The 15,787-nt window shown below is 66.4% G+C and carries 17 protein-coding genes; 10 read left to right on the top strand and 7 right to left on the bottom strand.

All coding sequences use genetic code 11. The features are described from left to right. Nucleotides 1–317 precede the first annotated feature (317 nt). The 5 genes from IPU70_RS03740 to IPU70_RS03720 all read left to right on the top strand — a co-directional run bounded on the left by IPU70_RS03740 (nucleotide 318) and on the right by IPU70_RS03720 (nucleotide 5,250). Nucleotides 318–1,433, top strand: a complete 1,116-nt coding sequence (locus IPU70_RS03740) for a high-affinity branched-chain amino acid ABC transporter substrate-binding protein (RefSeq protein WP_013393949.1) — start codon at nucleotides 318–320, stop codon at nucleotides 1,431–1,433. 190 nt (nucleotides 1,434–1,623) lie between these two features. Continuing rightward, complete coding sequence (gene livH, locus IPU70_RS03735; RefSeq protein ID WP_207465062.1) at nucleotides 1,624–2,550, top strand: high-affinity branched-chain amino acid ABC transporter permease LivH; 927 nt, start codon at nucleotides 1,624–1,626, stop codon at nucleotides 2,548–2,550. Then, nucleotides 2,550–3,785, top strand: a complete 1,236-nt coding sequence (locus IPU70_RS03730) for a high-affinity branched-chain amino acid ABC transporter permease LivM (protein ID WP_013393947.1) — start codon at nucleotides 2,550–2,552, stop codon at nucleotides 3,783–3,785. The genes livH and IPU70_RS03730 overlap by 1 nt, the downstream gene beginning before the upstream one ends. After that, a complete protein-coding gene (gene livG, locus IPU70_RS03725; protein WP_013393946.1) occupies nucleotides 3,782–4,549 on the top strand; it encodes a high-affinity branched-chain amino acid ABC transporter ATP-binding protein LivG in 768 nt (255 codons plus the stop codon). Before IPU70_RS03730 ends, livG begins: the two co-directional genes overlap by 4 nt. Then, a complete protein-coding gene (locus tag IPU70_RS03720) occupies nucleotides 4,549–5,250 on the top strand; it encodes an ABC transporter ATP-binding protein (protein ID WP_207465060.1) in 702 nt (233 codons plus the stop codon). Before livG ends, IPU70_RS03720 begins: the two co-directional genes overlap by 1 nt. A 76-nt stretch (nucleotides 5,251–5,326) precedes the next feature. Here the strand turns inward: IPU70_RS03720 and IPU70_RS03715 are convergent, their stop codons facing one another. From IPU70_RS03715 to IPU70_RS03705, 3 genes are read right to left on the bottom strand one after another with little or no spacing between them, the layout of a single operon-like run. Then, a complete protein-coding gene (locus tag IPU70_RS03715; protein WP_207465059.1) occupies nucleotides 5,327–6,061 on the bottom strand; it encodes an amino acid racemase in 735 nt (244 codons plus the stop codon). Between the two features lies 1 nt (nucleotide 6,062). After that, entirely contained in the window at nucleotides 6,063–7,529 is a 1,467-nt protein-coding gene (locus tag IPU70_RS03710) for an amidohydrolase family protein (RefSeq protein WP_207465057.1), read from the bottom strand. Nucleotides 7,530–7,531: 2 nt separating this feature from the next. After that, nucleotides 7,532–8,509 (bottom strand): tripartite tricarboxylate transporter substrate binding protein, encoded by a 978-nt coding sequence (locus tag IPU70_RS03705; RefSeq protein ID WP_207465055.1) that lies wholly within the window; start codon nucleotides 8,507–8,509, stop codon nucleotides 7,532–7,534. 133 nt (nucleotides 8,510–8,642) lie between these two features. Here IPU70_RS03705 and IPU70_RS03700 point away from each other — a divergent pair, with 133 nt between their 5' ends. Continuing rightward, nucleotides 8,643–9,614, top strand: coding sequence for a LysR family transcriptional regulator (locus IPU70_RS03700; RefSeq protein ID WP_207465053.1), 972 nt, complete (start codon nucleotides 8,643–8,645; stop codon nucleotides 9,612–9,614). A gap of 35 nt (nucleotides 9,615–9,649) precedes the next feature. On the opposite strand, the gene IPU70_RS03695 is transcribed toward IPU70_RS03700, so the two are convergent. After that, nucleotides 9,650–10,261 (bottom strand): glutathione S-transferase family protein, encoded by a 612-nt coding sequence (locus tag IPU70_RS03695; protein ID WP_207465051.1) that lies wholly within the window; start codon nucleotides 10,259–10,261, stop codon nucleotides 9,650–9,652. Between the two features lie 80 nt (nucleotides 10,262–10,341). On the opposite strand from IPU70_RS03695, the gene IPU70_RS03690 reads away from it, so the two are divergent. Both IPU70_RS03690 and IPU70_RS03685 read left to right on the top strand, forming a co-directional pair. Continuing rightward, entirely contained in the window at nucleotides 10,342–11,496 is a 1,155-nt protein-coding gene (locus IPU70_RS03690) for a PQQ-dependent sugar dehydrogenase (RefSeq protein WP_207465049.1), read from the top strand. 5 nt (nucleotides 11,497–11,501) lie between these two features. Continuing rightward, nucleotides 11,502–12,140, top strand: coding sequence for a glutathione S-transferase family protein (locus IPU70_RS03685; protein ID WP_207465047.1), 639 nt, complete (start codon nucleotides 11,502–11,504; stop codon nucleotides 12,138–12,140). Between the two features lie 7 nt (nucleotides 12,141–12,147). On the opposite strand, the gene IPU70_RS03680 is transcribed toward IPU70_RS03685, so the two are convergent. Both IPU70_RS03680 and IPU70_RS03675 read right to left on the bottom strand, forming a co-directional pair. Then, nucleotides 12,148–13,068, bottom strand: a complete 921-nt coding sequence (locus tag IPU70_RS03680) for a DMT family transporter (protein ID WP_207465045.1) — start codon at nucleotides 13,066–13,068, stop codon at nucleotides 12,148–12,150. A gap of 57 nt (nucleotides 13,069–13,125) precedes the next feature. After that, complete coding sequence (locus tag IPU70_RS03675) at nucleotides 13,126–13,503, bottom strand: DUF423 domain-containing protein (RefSeq protein ID WP_207465043.1); 378 nt, start codon at nucleotides 13,501–13,503, stop codon at nucleotides 13,126–13,128. A gap of 194 nt (nucleotides 13,504–13,697) precedes the next feature. On the opposite strand from IPU70_RS03675, the gene IPU70_RS03670 reads away from it, so the two are divergent. Then, entirely contained in the window at nucleotides 13,698–14,165 is a 468-nt protein-coding gene (locus tag IPU70_RS03670; protein WP_207465041.1) for an antitoxin Xre/MbcA/ParS toxin-binding domain-containing protein, read from the top strand. Continuing rightward, on the top strand, nucleotides 14,162–14,677 hold the full coding sequence (locus IPU70_RS03665; RefSeq protein ID WP_207465039.1) for an RES family NAD+ phosphorylase: 516 nt from the start codon (nucleotides 14,162–14,164) through the stop codon (nucleotides 14,675–14,677). Before IPU70_RS03670 ends, IPU70_RS03665 begins: the two co-directional genes overlap by 4 nt. A gap of 1 nt (nucleotide 14,678) precedes the next feature. Here the strand turns inward: IPU70_RS03665 and IPU70_RS03660 are convergent, their stop codons facing one another. After that, nucleotides 14,679–15,737, bottom strand: coding sequence for an alcohol dehydrogenase (locus IPU70_RS03660; protein ID WP_207465037.1), 1,059 nt, complete (start codon nucleotides 15,735–15,737; stop codon nucleotides 14,679–14,681). Nucleotides 15,738–15,787 lie beyond the last annotated feature (50 nt).

Raw genomic sequence — 15,787 nt, 5'->3', positions numbered from 1 at the left:
CTTTAAACGGCGTATTAATCCACGCGGATATTTATCCTCGAGCACAAATTCTTGGGCCGCGCCACATATTAAATAAGGTTCGATTGCAGATTCTCCAGCGATTTCATGGGCTTGCCGCCGCTATCCGTCACGATTAAAGGCGCTGGCCAAAATATTGGGGATTACACGCAGTGACAGTATGGCGGCTTGCTTCCAGAATACCGCCCACACCGTGTTTTTGCCCAAGAAGCCGGCGACGGGCGACGAGGATTAACGGATTACCCAACCGATAAACCGCGTCGGACAGAGCCGCTCAAAACCTCGCTGGAGAACTCCGCATGAAGTTTCTGAATCGCCTTACCCCGGTAGCCATGGCGCTTGGGGCACTTGCCTTGGCTGGCGCCGCGCACGCCGCCGACACGATCAAGATCGGCATTCCCCAGCCCATGACCGGCCCCAATACGCAATACGGCGACCAGATCCAGGCCGGCGCATTGACCGCGATCGAGACCATCAACGCCAAGGGCGGCGTCAAGGGCAAGAAGCTCGAACCCATCCTGATCGACGACGGCTGCGAACCGAAGCAGGCCGTGCCGGCCGCCAACCGCGTGGTCAACTCCGGCGCCAAGTTCGCCGTGGCCCATGCCTGCTCGGGCGTGACCGTGGCTGCCGTGAAGGTCTACGAGGAAGAGGGTATCGTCGGCATCACCCCGGGCGCGACCTCGCCGCTGGTCACCGACACGATCAAGCCGCACTTCTTCTTCCGCACCATCGGCCGCGACGACCAGCAAGGCCCGTACGCCGCCAGCTACATCGCCAAGACCTTGAAGCCCAAGAAGGTCGCCGTGCTGCACGACAAGCAGACCTACGGTTCGGGCGTGGCCACCCAGGTCAAGGATTCCCTGGCCAAGGAAGGCGTGAACGTCGCCATGTTCGAAGGCATCAACGTCGGCGACAGCGATTACTCGGCCATCATTACCAAGCTCAAGTCGGCAGGCGTGGACCTGGTCTACTTCGGCGGCTACCACCCGGAACTGGGCCTGTTGCTGCGCCAGTCGCGTGAACAGGGCCTGAAGGTCCAGTTCATGGGTCCGGAAGGCACCGCCAACCAGGATCTGGTGGCGATCGCCGGCCCGGCCATCGACGGCCTGCTGGTCACGCTGCCCGCCGACTTCACCAAGCTGCCCGGCAACGAAAGCATCGTGAAGGCCTTCAAGGACGCCAAGCGCGATCCGGACGGCGCCTTCCAGATGCCGGCGTACGCCGCCGTGCAGATCCTGGCCGACAGCATCAACGCGGTGGGCGAAGACCCCGCCAAGGTGGCCGACTACATGCACAAGACGACGTTCAACACCGGCATCGGCAAGGTCGAGTACGACGCCAAGGGCGATCTGAAGAACTTCGAATTCGCCGTCTATAAATGGGATAAGGACGGCAAGAAGACCCAGCTGTAAACTCGCGATCCGCCGGCACGTCGCCGGCGTGTAGGGCCTGTCGTCCTCGTTCTGCCGTAATCCGCGTAGCGATGCGCCAAAAGCGCTGTGCGGCCGGCAGGCGCAGATGTCAGGCCCTTATAAAATACGCCCAGGTTTCCGGCTCCGGGTCTTACCACCGGGGCCGGAACCATTTGGAGCAAGAGAAATAATGTCTGACCTCATACCCCAACTTACCCAGCAATTCTTCAACGGATTGTCTCTGGGCGCGATCTATGCGTTGATTGCCATCGGCTACACAATGGTCTACGGCATCATCGGTATGATCAACTTCGCTCACGGCGAAATCTACATGATCGGCGCCTATGTCGGCCTGGTCACCTTGACGGCCATCGGCACCAATAGCGGTTTGCCGATACCGTTCATCATCGCGGCCATGCTGGTCGTCGCCATCGTCGTTACCGGCATCTACGGTTTCAGCGTCGAACGCGTCGCTTACCGGCCCGTGCGCGGCAGCCCCCGCCTGGTGGCGCTGATCTCCGCCATCGGCATGTCGATCTTCCTGCAGAACTGGGTGGCCCTGGGCCAGGGCGCGCGCGACATGGCGGTGCCATCGCTGGTGTCGGGCGCCGTGCAGTTCCACATGGGCACCGACTTCGACGTGACGGTGCCGTATTCGCGCATCATGATCATCGTGGTCACGGTGTTGCTGATGATCGGACTGACGCTGTTCATCAAGTATTCCCGCATGGGCCGCGCCTCGCGCGCCTGCTCGCAGGACATGCACATGGCGAACCTGCTGGGCATCGACACTAACCGCGTGATCTCGTTCACCTTCGTGATGGGCGCGATCCTGGCGGCGGTGGGCGGCGTGCTGATCGCCATCACCATCGGCAAGCTCAATCCCTTCATCGGCTTCCTGGCCGGCATCAAGGCCTTTACTGCGGCAGTGCTGGGCGGCATCGGCAGCATCCCGGGCGCCATGCTCGGCGGCGTGCTGCTGGGCCTGGCCGAGACCTTCGCGGCCGCCTACATCTCCTCGCAGTACAAGGACATCGTGGCGTTCTCGCTGCTGATCCTGATCCTGCTGTTCCGTCCCACCGGGCTGTTGGGCAAACCTGAGGTGGAAAAAGTCTGATGTCGAACAACAATCTGAAAAACGCCACGATGGCGGCCGTGCTGACGGCCGTCATCGTCACCCCCGTCTTCGGCCTGCAGCTGATCCGCCAGGGCGCGCGCACCACGATGGAGTCGAACTGGTCGCTGGTGGCGATTGCCGCCGCGGTGGTGTTCTTCTTCCAGCTGCTGCGCCCCTGGATCGCCAAGCCGTTCCAGAAGCTGAAGACCAGCATGCCCACACTGCCGGCCGCGCCGGCCAGTACCCACAAGCCGCTTGCGCTGCTGCTGTTGGCGATCGCGGTGATCTGGCCGTTCTTCGCCGGGCGCAGCTCGGTGGACATCGCCACGCTGGTGCTGATCTACGTGATGCTGGGCCTGGGCCTGAACATCGTGGTGGGTTTCGCGGGCCTGCTGGACCTGGGCTTCGTGGGCTTCTACGCGGTGGGCGCCTACACCTATGCCTTGCTGTACCACTGGGGCGGCTGGAGCTTCTGGGAAGCGCTGCCGTTCGCGGGCGCCATGTCGGCGCTGTTTGGCTTCATCCTGGGCTTTCCGGTATTGCGGCTGCGCGGCGACTACCTGGCGATCGTGACGCTGGGCTTCGGCGAGATGATCCGCCTGTTGCTGATCAACCTGAACACGTTGACGGGCGGCCCGGATGGCATTTCGGGCATTCCCAAGCCGACGGTGTTCGGCATGGAAATGACGCGCCGCGCCAGCACCGAGGGCGGCACCACGTTCCATGAATTCATGGGCTGGACCTTCCAGAACCAGCACATGGTGGTCTATCTGTACCTGATGGCGCTGCTGCTGGCGCTGGCCACGCTGTTCGTGTCGACCCGGCTGATCCGCATGCCGGTCGGGCGCGCATGGGAAGCGCTGCGCGAAGACGAGATCGCTTGCCGTTCGCTGGGCTTGAACCCCACGCGCATCAAGCTGTCCGCGTTCACGCTGGGCGCCATGTTCGCCGGTTTTGGCGGCGCGTTCTTCGCGGCGCGCCAGGGCATGGTGAACCCGGAGTCCTTCACCTTCATCGAGTCCGCGCTGATCCTGGCCATCGTGGTGCTGGGCGGCATGGGTTCGCAGGTGGGCGTGATCCTGGCGGCCGTGCTGCTGACGGTGCTGCCGGAAGTCGCGCGCGAATTCGCCGAGTACCGGATGCTGATGTTCGGCCTGGTGATGGTATTGATGATGATGTGGCGTCCGCAGGGGTTGTTGCCCATGAAGCGTCCCCATGTGGAGTTGGCTAAATGAGCGAGGCATTGCTGAAAGTTTCCGGACTCACCATGCGGTTCGGCGGCCTGCTGGCCGTCGACAGCGTGGCGTTCGAAGTCAAATCCGACGAGGTGTTCGCCATCATCGGCCCCAACGGGGCCGGCAAGACCACCGTGTTCAACTGCGTGGGCGGCTTCTATGCGCCGACCGCGGGCGACATCACCATGGACGGCAAGGCCATCACCGGCCTGCCCAGCCATAAGGTGGCGCGCCATGGGCTGGTGCGCACCTTCCAGAACGTGCGCCTGTTCAAGCAGCTGACCGTGCTGGAAAACCTGCTGGTGGCGCAGCATACCCAGGTGGAATCTCGGCTCTTGCCGGGCCTGCTCAAGCTCAAGTCCTATCGCCAGTCCGAGACCGATGCGCTGGCGCGCGCGGCGCAATGGCTGGATTTCATGGGCTTGCGCGAGTTCGCCAACCGCGAGGCGGGCAACCTGGCCTACGGCCACCAGCGCCGCCTTGAGATCGCGCGCTGCATGATCACCAAGCCGCGCCTCCTGATGCTGGACGAACCGGCCGCGGGCCTGAACCCTCAGGAAAAACGCGATCTGCAGTCGCTGATCGACCAGCTGCGGCGCGAGTTCGGCGTCGCGGTGCTGCTGATCGAGCACGACATGAGCCTGATCATGGGCATCTCGGACCGCATCCTGGTCATGGAGCACGGCAAGCCCATCACTACCGGCACCCCCGAGCAGGTGCGCAACGACGAGCGCGTCATCAAGGCGTACCTGGGGGAGGAATAATGCTTAAGCTGGACAACATTCATACCTACTACGGCGCCATCCAGGCGCTGAACGGGGTGTCGGTAGAAGTCAACAAGGGCGAGATCGTCACGCTGATCGGCGCCAACGGCGCGGGCAAGACGACGCTGTTGATGACGGTCTGCGGCAACCCCCGCGCGAAGGAAGGCAAGATCACGTTCGAGGGCGAGGACATCACCCACAAGGACACGCACCACATCATGCGCAGTGGCATCGCCATTTCGCCGGAAGGGCGGCGGGTCTTCAAGGACCTGACCGTGGCCGAGAACCTGATGATGGGCGGTTTCTTCGCCAAGCGCGACGAGATCCAGGCGGGCATCGACCACGTTTATGGGCTGTTCCCGCGCTTGAAGGAGCGCGCCAGCCAGCGCGCCGGCCTGATGTCGGGTGGCGAGCAGCAGATGCTGGCCATCGGCCGCGCGCTGATGACGCGTCCGCGCCTGTTGCTGCTGGACGAACCGACGCTGGGCCTGGCCCCGCTGGTGATTGCCCAGATCTTCGACATCATCCGCGAGATCCGCGAACAGGGCGTGACCGTGTTCCTGGTCGAGCAGAACGCCAACAAGGCGCTGGGCGTGGCCGACCGCGGCTACGTGCTGGAAAACGGCCGGGTCGTGCTGCAGGACACCGGCGCCAACCTGCTTGTCAACGATCAGGTGCGCAAGGCGTATCTGGGCGGTTGATGGCAATTCCCCGCGAAGGGAAATTGGGGCGCATCGCAAGATGCGCTTTTTTTTCGCTTCGCGGCCGGCAGGCGGTTCAAGCCGCCGCCAGTTCCTCGGCCTGGTAGTGCGCGATCGCTGCCCGCGCCAACGCGTCGATGGAATCCGTCAGCGTCACGCCCAGGCTGGGGCGCAGCGCGTGCGGCACGGCCAGCGGCAGTTCGGTGCAGCCCAGCACCACGGCATCCGCGCCGCGCGCCTTGAGGCGGGCGATGCATTCGGCGGCCGGGGCATAGGCGTCTTCCAGGCGGTTGGCCTTGACCGCGCGGATCGAACCCATGCAGTAGCGCTCGACTTCATCGTCGTCCGGCACGATGCATTGGTAGCCTTGCGCTTCCAGATGTCGCTGGTAGAGGCCCAGCTTCAAGGTGGCGGCGGTACCCATCAGGCCGATGCGGCCGGAAGGCAGGCCCAGGCGGCGCAGGTCGTCGATGACGGCCTGGATGATGTGCAGCACCGGCACGCCGGTGGAGGCGGCGATCTGGTCGTACCAGAGGTGGGCCGTGTTGCAGGGAATGGCGATGAGCCGCGCGCCGGCGTCCTGCAGGAAGCGCACGCCTTCCTGCATGTAGGGCAGGGGATTCTCGCCGCCGGCCATGTAGGCGCTGGAACGGTCGGGAATGCGGGGGTCGTTGCGCAGCAGCGTGGGGATGTGCTGCTGGTCGATCGCGGCGGGCGTCAGTGCCGCCAGGCGCAGGGCAAAGGCCGCGCCGGCCATGGGGCCCATGCCGCCCAATACACCCAGGTAACAACCCTGGGAATAGTTGTTCACGTTATTCACTCCGAGGTAATGCCAACCCGGGCGTCAAAACCTGGCCCGGGCGTTCGGCGCCGGTTCGTTCCCCGTCCCAGACCTGCTTGCCGTTGACCCACACCGCTTGGATGCCCTGGCTTGCCTGAATGGGAGCTGAAAAAGTGGCCACATCTGTCACCGTGGCGGGATCGAACAGCACCAGGTCAGCATGATACCCCTCGCGCAGCAGTCCGCGCTGCGCGATGCCGTATTGGTCCGCGGCGAGGCCGGTCATTTTGTGGATGGCGGCTTCCAGTGTCAGCAGGCCTTGTTCGCGCACCATGGCGCGCAGCACGTGGGTGAAAGTGCCCCATTGGCGTGGATGCGGATGCGGGTCGAACGGCAGGCCGTCGGAACCCACCATGGTCAGCGGATGCGAGAAGATGCGGCCGACGTCGGCCGGATCCATCAGGAAGTAGATGGCGCCGGCCGGCGCCAGGCGGGCGATGGCGGCCTCGTCGTCCAGGCCCAGTTCGGCCATGACCTCGCCGAAGTCGCGGCCGGTGGCCTCGGGGTAGCCCTTGGACCAGGTGATCATGGTGCGGCTGGCCAGCCGCGCCCGGTCCAACCGCAGCATGGTGGACGTGGCTGGGTAGGGATGGCAATCCAGGCACACTGCCTGGGTGGCGGCGGCGCGGCTGATCAGGTCCAGCGTTTCGCGGCTGCGGCCGTGGTTGCGTTCGCCGGCCAGCTTGTGGTGCGAGAACACCACGCGGCAATCGAGTTCGCGACCGATCAGCAGCGCTTCTTCCATGGCCGGGACGATGTCGTCGGCCTCGTCGCGCAGATGGGTGGCGTACACGCCGGGACGGCCGCGCAGCGGCGCGCAGACGTCGATGATTTCGTCGGTGGGCGCGGCGCTGGCGGGCGGGTAGAAGGTGCCGGTGGAAACGCCGAAGGCGCCCGCGTCCAGCGCTTCTTGCAGCAATTCGCGCATGGTGGCGCGCTCGTCCGGGTCGGCGGCGCGCGAGGTGTCTTCCATGACGGCCACGCGCAGCGTGGTGTGGCCGACCAGGGGCGCGACGTTGACGGCGGCGGGCGTGGCGCGCAGCGCGTCCAGCCATGCGCGGAAGGTGCCGAAACGGAACAGCTCGGCCGGACCCAGCAGATCCAGTGGTTGCGGGATCGCGGCGCCGGTCAGCGGGGCCAGGCTGATGCCGCAATTGCCGGTGACCACGGTGGTGATGCCCTGCGAGACCTTGGGCAACATGTCTGGGTGCGCCAGCAGGTAGCCGTCGTCGTGGGTGTGCGAATCGATGAAGCCGGGCGTCAGCGTCAGGCCGCTGGCGTCGATGACGGGGACGCCGGCGGGATGGGCGAACTCGCCCAGCGCCGCGATGCGTCCGTCCAGCACCGCCAGGTCGCCCAGGCGGGCGGGCCCGCCGCTGCCGTCGATGAGCGTGGCGCCTGCCACGATGAAGTCTGCTTGCAGCATGCGCGTGCTCATGTTCAATCGAGTTTCTCGATGCCGGCGCCGTCGATGATCTGTTGCCACTTGGCGGTTTCGCGGTCGATCAGCTGCTTGAAGTCGGCGGGCGAGCCGCTGGCCGGTTCGGCGCCCAGCGTGGCCAGGCCGGTGCGCACGTCAGGCGCCTGCAGCGCCTTCTGGATGGCGGCGTTCAGGGTGGCCACCACTTCCGGCGGCGTGCCCTTGGGTGCGACCACGCCGCCCCAGGCGACGGTCTCGTAGCCCTTCAGGCCGGCTTCGTCCAGGGTGGGCACGTCGGGCATCAGCGCCAGGCGCTTCAGGCTGCTCACGCCGATGGCGCGGACCTTGCCGCTCTTGACCAGCGGGGTGGCTTCCGAGGTGTTGACGAACAGGTAGTCGAGGCGGCCGCCCAGCAAGTCCTGGATGGCGGCGGGACCGCCGTTGTAGGGGATGAACATGACGTTGATCTTGGCCATGCTCTTGAACAGTTCTCCGCCCATGTGGCCGGTGGTGCCCACGCCCGAGGCGCCGTAGGACAGGCGGCCGGGTTCCTTGCGGGCGCGGTCGATCAGGTCCTGTACGCTCTTGACCGGGGAGTCGGCCGGCACGATCAGCGCGTTGTACAGATCGAACAGATGCGCCACGGGCGTCAGGTCCGCGTCCACGTCATACGGCAGGCGCTTGAACAGCGAACGGTTGACTGCCAGCGTGTTGATGTTGCCGTAGCCGACCGTGTAGCCGTCGGGCGCGGCGCGCTTGACCAGGGCGATACCGATGTTGCCGGCGGCGCCGGGGCGGTTTTCGACCACGACGGTGGCGCCGGTGTCGCGCGCCAGCTGGGTCGTGATCAGGCGCGACAGCACGTCGGGCGAGCCGCCTGCGGCGGACGGCACCACGAAGGTGATGGGCTTGTCGGGATAACCGCCGGCGGTCGCAGTTGCCGATAGGACGGTGCCGAGCGCCAATGCGGAAAGGCCGCGGATGACTTTGCCGTGCATGGTGGATTTCCCCTGGTTTTCTAGTGTTGAGGCGGGCAGGTTACACCCCGGGACGGCGCGCGCCCTCATCGAAAAATGTCGAAAACCTATAATCGGGCGTTATCGGTTTGGGGCGGATTTGCCAGGGGAAAAAATGGATGAGCATGCCTACGCGGACGAGGTCGGACCCACTGCCGGTCGACCTTTGAACCTGCGCCAGATCGAGGTGTTTCGGGCCATCATGATGGCCGGCTCGATCAGCGGCGCGGGGCGCATGCTGCATGTGTCGCAGCCCGCGGTAAGCCGCGTACTGGCGTTGACCGAGAGCCGGCTGGGCTACAAGCTGTTCGAGCGCGTGAAGAGCCGGCTGTCGCCCACGGCCGAGGCGCGCCGGCTGTACGCGGAAGTCGAGCAGGTCTATGGCGGCATCCAACGCGTGAACGACCTGGCGGCCAGCCTGGGCCAATCGGGCGCGGGCATGCTGAAGATCGTTGCCAGCGCCAGTTTCGGCCAGCGCCTGATACCGATGGCGCTGGACCGTTTCCGCGGCCGCAACGCGGACGCGCGGGTCGATTACCGCAGCGTGACCTTTGATGAACTGGCGGCGTATTTCCTGTCGGGCCAGGCGGACATTGGCGTTTCCATGCAGCCGCCCGATCATCCCAATCTGCGATCCGTGCGCCTGGCGCAGGTGCCGATCCTGTGCGCGCTGCCTGCCGGCCATCCGCTGGCGGCGCGCGAAGTCGTACAGCCGGAGGATTTCTCCACGGCGGCCTGGATCGGCTATCCGCGCGATACGCCGCTGGCGCGGGCGCTCAAGCCCTTCTTCGGCGAGGGGCCGGTTTGCGCGGCGGCGGTCGAGGTGCATTCGCCCGTGACTGCCTGTTCGTTCGTGCAGCAGGGTTTGGGGCCGGCGCTGGTCGACGCCTGGTGCGTGACGCCGGACCAGGCCGCGCACATGGTGTTGCGGCCGATATCGCCGCAGGCCAGCGTGGACATCTGGGCCACGCATTCGAATCTGAGCGCGCCGCCCTTGCTGGCGCGGCGCTTTCTGGCGGCGGTGAAGAAGACGCTGGAAGAGGGGGCGCCGCCCGATCTGGCGGAGGCGCCGGACGCTTCCCGCTGAGGGCTTGCGTCAGTCGGCGCAAGCCCCCGAAAGCCTTACAGGCCTTCGGCCTTGAGCGCGGCCTGCACGCCCTTGTCGGCTTCCATGCGCTTGAAGAAGGCGGCCAGGTTGTCCAGGCCCGACAGGTTTACTTCCTTGCCGTGCGCCCAGCGCAGCACCACGTACAGGTAGGCGTCGGCGATGGAGGGTTTGTCGCCGGTCAGGTAGGACTTGCCGGCGAGCTGGCCGTCCAGCTGCGCGAACAGCTTGCTCAGCAGCGCGGAAGCGGAAGCCGCCAGCTCCTTCTGCGCGGCCTCGTCGCCCAGGAAACGGGGCGCGCCGAAGATCATCGAGAAGGTCTTGTGGATGTCGGAGTTGATGAAGCCCAGCCAGCGGCGCACTTCGGCGCGCGAGCGCGGCGTGCCGTCGCCTAGCAGCTGCAGTTCCGGGGCATGTTCAGCCAGGTACTCGAGGATGGCGGCGTTCTGCGTCACGGTCCAGCCATCGTGCGACAGAGCCGGCACGGCGCCCAGCGGGTTGACCTTCAGGAACTCCGGGCCCTTGAGCTCGTCGCGGCTCAGCTTGTGCGTTTCATAGGGTTTGCCGATCCATTCCAGAACGATGTGGGATGCGAGCGAGCACGCGCCGGGCATGTAGTACAGTTTCATCAGATGGGGTCTCCTGAGAGCAAGGACGGGGATCTCCGTTGCTGGCCGATATGGTACGCCACCCGTTGCCGGAGATGCCCATGCCGTCACGCCCCGCCGCGATTACGCGCGCGCTGTTGCTGTCGTTCACGCTGTGCGCCGCGTTGGCGGTGTCCGCGCAGCCCGGTCCCGAACCCGCTTCCGTCCCGGCCCGCGTCACGGCCGTGGTGGGCGGCCTCAACCATCCCTGGGCCATGGCCTTCCTGCCCGAGGGAGGCGTGCTCATTACCGAGCGTCCCGGCAGCCTCAGGCTGCTGCGCATTCCGGGCGGATTGTCCAAGCCATTGGCCGGCGTGCCCAAGGTCGCGGCGCAGGGCCAGGGCGGCCTGTTGGACGTGGCGCTGTCGCCGGATTTTGCCAAGGACAGATACGTCTACCTGTCCTATGCCGAAGCCGAGGGCTCGAAGAGCGGTACCGCAGTAGGGCGCGGCCGGCTGTCCGCCGACGGCACGGCGCTGGAGGATTTCCGCGTGCTGTTCCGCCAGCAGCCAAAGCTGTCTTCGGGCCTGCATTACGGGTCGCGGCTGGTGTTCGACGGTAAGGGCTATCTCTATATCTCGCTGGGCGAAAACAACCAGCGGCCTACCGCGCAGGACCTGGACAAGCTGCAAGGCAAGGTGGTGCGGCTGAAGGCCGATGGTTCGGTGCCGACCGACAATCCCTTCGTCGGCCAGGCCGGCGCGCGGCCCGAGGTCTGGTCCTACGGCCATCGCAATCCCCAGGGCATGGCGCTCAACCCCTGGACCGGCCAGCTCTGGGAAAACGAACACGGACCCCGCGGCGGGGACGAGATCAATCTGGTCCAGCGCGGCAAGAACTACGGTTGGCCGCTGGCCACCCATGGCATCAACTACTCCGGCCAACCCATACCCGAAGCCAAGGGCGCGGAACTGCCCGGCTTGGAGGCGCCGCTGTACTGGTGGCCGAAGTCGCCGGCCATCAGCGGCATGGCTTTCTACAACGCGGACCGGTTTCCAGCCTGGCGCAACTCCGTATTCATCGGCGCGCTCGCCAACCAGAATCTCATCCGCCTGACCTTGGATGGCGACCGCGTGGTGGCCCAGGAGTGGCTGCTGACGGACCGCAAGCAGCGGATACGCGACGTGCGGCAGGGGCCGGACGGCTATGTGTACGTGTTGACGGACGCCTCGCCGGGCGAATTGCTGCGCCTGGCGCCGGCAGAACAGGGAGGATGAACGCCATGAAACCGTATGAGCTGATCGGGTCCGCCGGTTGCGGATCCGCCATCGTCGAGATGGCGCTGGTGCTGGCCAATGTGCCGCATACGCTGACGGACCTGCCGTACCTCAAGCCCTGCGCCGAGCGCGACCGGCTGCTGCAATTGAATCCCCTGGGACAGGTGCCGACGCTGATCCTGCCGGACGGCGGGGTCATGACCGAGAGCGCCGCCATGATCCTGCACCTGAACGACGTGGCGCCCCAAGCCGGGCTGGCGCCTGCGGCCGACAAGCCGGAACGGGCGCTTTTTCTCAATCTGCTGATCCGCGTGGTGGCGGCGATCTATCCCACGTTCACCTACGGCGACGATCCGCCGCAGTGGACCACGGAGGGGCCCGCGGCCGAGCTGCTCAGGCAGCGGGTGCACTCGCGGCGGGCGGACATCTGGCTGGAACTGGAGCGGCAGGCCGGCGCGCCGCACATGCTGGGCCGGCGTTTTTCGGCGCTGGACCTGTATGTGACCGTGATGACGCGCTGGCGTCCGGGGCAAGCGTGGTTCGCATCCGAATGTCCTGCCTTGACGGCCGTGGCGCGCGAGGCGGCGCTGGAACCCAACGTGGCGCGGGTGCTGCGGCGGAACTTCCCGCCGCCCACGGAATAACGCGTCGTCAGCCTTTGGCCGGCTTGCGGGTGCGGGACTTGGACTTGGCCCGCGCTTCGCGCACGGCGATGTAGACGCCGCTGCCGGCGATGAAGAGCGCACCCAGATAGGCATAGGCGTCCGGGGTTTCGTGCCAGAAGACCCAGCCCAGGACGGTGGCCCAGATCAGTCCGGTGTAATCGAAGGGCGCCACCACCGAGGCGGGTCCGATGCGGAATCCCTGCGTGATCAGCGCCAGGCCCAGGGTGCTGAACAGCGCGACGGCGCCGAAGTACGGCAAGTCAGCCATCGCCGGCGGTTCCCAGACCAGGGGCAGGGCGACCGCGCTACAGACCAGCTGGCCCAGCACGATATAGAGCGTGGTCGTGAGCATGCCTTCGTTGCGGTTGATGCCGCGGGCCGTGATCATCATTACCCCGTAGAGCATGGCGGTGATCAGCGGCAGCAGGGTTGCGGCCTGGAAGGTGGCGGCGCCAGGCCGCACCACGATCAGCACGCCGGCAAAACCGGCCAGCACGGCCAGCCAGCGCTTGCCGTCCACGCGCTCCTTCAGAACCAGCACCGACAGCGCCGTCACGAACAGCGGCGCGGCGAAGGCGATGGCGGTGGCCTCGGCCAGCGGCAGCGTGCGCAGCCCCAGATAGAAGCAATAGGCCGACACCACGTTGATGGCGCCGCGCGTCAGGTGCAGCCCGGGATGGGCGGTGCGCAAGACCCGGCGCCCACCCAGCCATAGCGCCAGCGCGGCGACGAAAGGCAGGGCGATGAGCGCGCGCAGGAACAGGATCTGCAGCGGGTTGTAGTGGGCGCCCAGCCATTTGGCATTGGCGTCGCTCAGGGTCAGAAAGAAAATGCCGCCCACCACACAGGCAATGCCTGCTGCGGCGGATTGGGTCTGGGGGGCGGGCAGTACGGAAGAAGTGGACATCTACAGCCTGGGAGGGTGGGCGGTTCCGGCCGCCTGAAAAGGAAAAGAGGAGGGAATTCAGCCTTGGGCGCGATAGGCCGCCAGCGCGACCATGCCCCAGGACGCCAGGAAGGCGACGCCGCCGAAAGGCGTGACCGCGCCCAGCCAGTGCGTGCCCGTCAGGGACAGCACGTACAGGCTGCCGCTGAACAGCACAATGCCGACGAACATGACCACGCCCGCCGCGGACAGCAGGGGCGAGCCGTAGCGGGCGCCCAGCAGCGCGACCACGAACAGGCCCAGCGCGTGGATCAGGTGATACAGCACGCCGGTCTGCCAGACGGACAGCAGTTCCGGCGTGAGCATGCGCTTGAGGCCATGGGCGCCAAACGCCCCGGCGCCCACCGCCACCATGAGATTCAACGCCGCGAGTATCGTCAGCTGCCGGTCCGTCATCGCCAGTCCTTATTAGTGTCTGATTAATCGTGTTACAGCCGCCTATGATATGCCCAAATCCAGGCCTGCCCCGGGGCAGGGCGTGCATGGGGACGGGTCTTGTGATGGGAATTCCAAATGAGATATCATGAATTCAATTTGGAATTTTCTGGTGCGCCCGCAACCGTGGCGCCCCAACTTGCAGGAGCCAGGTCATGAGCGTAGCCGCCCTCGAAAAAAACACCGCCAAACGTCCGCCGCGCCATGCCGCCGCGCGTGCCAAACAGTTGTTCCGCGGTCTGGTCGACAGCCCCCTGGTCGACATGGCGCGCGACGTGCGCCGCGGCTTGCCCGCACAGATGGTGGATGATGCGGCCGACTACCTGCAGGTGCCCAAGTCCGAGATCATGGCTATCACCGAGGTCAAGGCGGCCTCGCTGTCGCGCTGGAGCCGCGAAGGCCTGATGCTGCCCCTGGGCGAATCCGACCGTCTGGCGCGCGTGGCACGGGTGGCGCGGGTGGCGCGCCAGGTGCTGGGCAGCGACGAAGAGGCGGTGGCCTGGTTGAACACGCCGGTGCCCGCGCTGGGCAACGTCAAACCGCTGTCGCTGCTGACCTCCGACGCTAGCAGCCGCATCGTCGAGGACACGCTGGCGCGCGCTGCGGCAGGCGTCTACGCATGAGCGATGACAGCGTTTCGATCTGGCGCATCGGCACGACCGCAGGCAAGTACCGCGCCGACGATGTGAGCGGGGCGGGGGCCGCGGCCGTTGGCGGGCGCTACAACAGCCCGGGCACCCCCGTGGTCTATGCCTCGGCCAGCGTGGCGTTGGCGGTACTGGAAACCGTGGTGCACTTCGCGGCGCGCGCGTCCGAGCAGGCCAACCGCTATCTGATCGAACTGGCCGTGCCGCGCGCCGTGCATGAAGCCCGCCAGACGCTCAGCCTGACGCAGCTGCAAGAGGATTATCCGTTCTGGGACGCGGTGCCTTTCGCCGAGGCCTCGCAGGCCGTGGGCGATAACTGGGTGCAGTCCGGCGTGTCGGCGCTGCTGGAACTGCCCAGCGCCATCGTGCCCTATCGGGGTGTGCCGGATTGCAATTTCCTGATCAATCCGGCGCACCCCGACGCCGAGCATATCGTGGTGGTGCGGCGCGACCGCTTCATCTACGATCCGCGCCTGCGGCCCGTCTAGTTCAGTTCGTCAGCACCGCGCGGCCCACCACCTTGCCGGCCCGCAGCGACGCCAGCACGCTGTCGGCTTCGGCCAGCGCATGGCGGTGCACCGGCATGGGCGGCACCTTGCCGGCCCGCACCAGTTCCATCAGTTCCTGCAGCTCGGCCAGGTTGCCGACGTAGCTGCCGACGATGGACAGGGCCTTCATGGGGATCAGCGCGATCGGCCAGGACGAGGCGCCGCCGAACAAGCCCACGATGATCAGCTTGCCACCCTTGGTCAGGAAGTCGAAGGCCAGCGAGGTGGTCGCGGGCGCGCCGACCAGATCGATGGCGGCTTGCACGGGCTTGCCGCCGGCCGCCTTGATAATCTGCTGCGCGGCATCCGGGGCCGCGCCGTCGATGGCGGCCAGGGCGCCGGCTTCCAGCGCGGCCTGGCGCTTGGCGGGGTCGATGTCGACCACGATGGCGCCCGCGCCGCCCAGGGCCTTGATCAGCGTCAGGCTCATCAGGCCCAGGCCGCCGGCGCCGAAGATGACCACGGGGTGTGCGCGGTACACGTCGGCGCCGATCTTCTTCAGCGCCGAATAGGTGGTCAGCCCGGAGCAGGCATAGGGGGCGATCTGCGCGGGATCGAGGTCGCCGATGTCGATCAGGTAGCGCGGGTGCGGCACCAGGATGTGGTCGGCGTAGCCGCCGGCGCGGTGCACGCCCAGGCAGGCGGGCGCGGAGCAATGGTTTTCCATGCCGGCCAGGCAAGGCGGGCAGTTGCCGCAGCCGATCCAGGGATAGACCAGATAGTTGCGGTCGGAAGCCAGCCCCTGGGTGTCGGGGCCGGCGGCGACCACGGCGCCCACGGTTTCGTGGCCCATGGTCAGGGGCAGCGAGACGCCGCGGTCCTTCAGTGACAGCGTGCGGCCCTGGCCCAGGTCGTAGCCGCCTTCCCACAAGTGGATATCGCTGTGGCAAACGCCCGCTGCGCGTACCTTCAGCAGCACCTGCGACCCCTGCGGCGTCGGGGTGGGCGGGTTCATTTCCTGCAGGGGTTCGCGGAAGTTCACGACGCAATAGCACTTCATGGGATGTCTCCTCCTGGGTGTTTTTAACGGCCGGCCCGCAAGGCGGGCGC

It is taken from the genome of Achromobacter sp. SD115 (assembly GCF_017355315.1).
GTDB classification, from domain to species: Bacteria; Pseudomonadota; Gammaproteobacteria; order Burkholderiales; family Burkholderiaceae_B; genus Achromobacter; species Achromobacter xylosoxidans_B.
The sequence above is the reverse complement of the archived record's forward strand: the minus strand, read 5'-3'. Positions and strand labels throughout refer to the sequence as shown.

Excerpts from the sequence above, each read along its gene's own strand:
- IPU70_RS03680 (WP_207465045.1), bottom strand. The coding sequence starts at position 13,068 with ATGTCCACTTCTTCCGTACTGCCCGCCCCCCAGACCCAATCCGCCGCA.
- IPU70_RS03720 (WP_207465060.1), top strand. The coding sequence starts at position 4,549 with ATGCTTAAGCTGGACAACATTCATACCTACTACGGCGCCATCCAGGCG.
- IPU70_RS03740 (WP_013393949.1), top strand. The coding sequence starts at position 318 with ATGAAGTTTCTGAATCGCCTTACCCCGGTAGCCATGGCGCTTGGGGCA.
- IPU70_RS03660 (WP_207465037.1), bottom strand. The coding sequence starts at position 15,737 with ATGAAGTGCTATTGCGTCGTGAACTTCCGCGAACCCCTGCAGGAAATG.
- IPU70_RS03675 (WP_207465043.1), bottom strand. The coding sequence starts at position 13,503 with ATGACGGACCGGCAGCTGACGATACTCGCGGCGTTGAATCTCATGGTG.
- IPU70_RS03665 (WP_207465039.1), top strand. The coding sequence starts at position 14,162 with ATGAGCGATGACAGCGTTTCGATCTGGCGCATCGGCACGACCGCAGGC.
- IPU70_RS03710 (WP_207465057.1), bottom strand. The coding sequence starts at position 7,529 with ATGAGCACGCGCATGCTGCAAGCAGACTTCATCGTGGCAGGCGCCACG.
- IPU70_RS03695 (WP_207465051.1), bottom strand. The coding sequence starts at position 10,261 with ATGAAACTGTACTACATGCCCGGCGCGTGCTCGCTCGCATCCCACATC.
- livG (WP_013393946.1), top strand. The coding sequence starts at position 3,782 with ATGAGCGAGGCATTGCTGAAAGTTTCCGGACTCACCATGCGGTTCGGC.
- IPU70_RS03690 (WP_207465049.1), top strand. The coding sequence starts at position 10,342 with ATGCCGTCACGCCCCGCCGCGATTACGCGCGCGCTGTTGCTGTCGTTC.
- IPU70_RS03705 (WP_207465055.1), bottom strand. The coding sequence starts at position 8,509 with ATGCACGGCAAAGTCATCCGCGGCCTTTCCGCATTGGCGCTCGGCACC.
- IPU70_RS03670 (WP_207465041.1), top strand. The coding sequence starts at position 13,698 with ATGAGCGTAGCCGCCCTCGAAAAAAACACCGCCAAACGTCCGCCGCGC.
- IPU70_RS03700 (WP_207465053.1), top strand. The coding sequence starts at position 8,643 with ATGGATGAGCATGCCTACGCGGACGAGGTCGGACCCACTGCCGGTCGA.
- IPU70_RS03730 (WP_013393947.1), top strand. The coding sequence starts at position 2,550 with ATGTCGAACAACAATCTGAAAAACGCCACGATGGCGGCCGTGCTGACG.
- livH (WP_207465062.1), top strand. The coding sequence starts at position 1,624 with ATGTCTGACCTCATACCCCAACTTACCCAGCAATTCTTCAACGGATTG.
- IPU70_RS03685 (WP_207465047.1), top strand. The coding sequence starts at position 11,502 with ATGAAACCGTATGAGCTGATCGGGTCCGCCGGTTGCGGATCCGCCATC.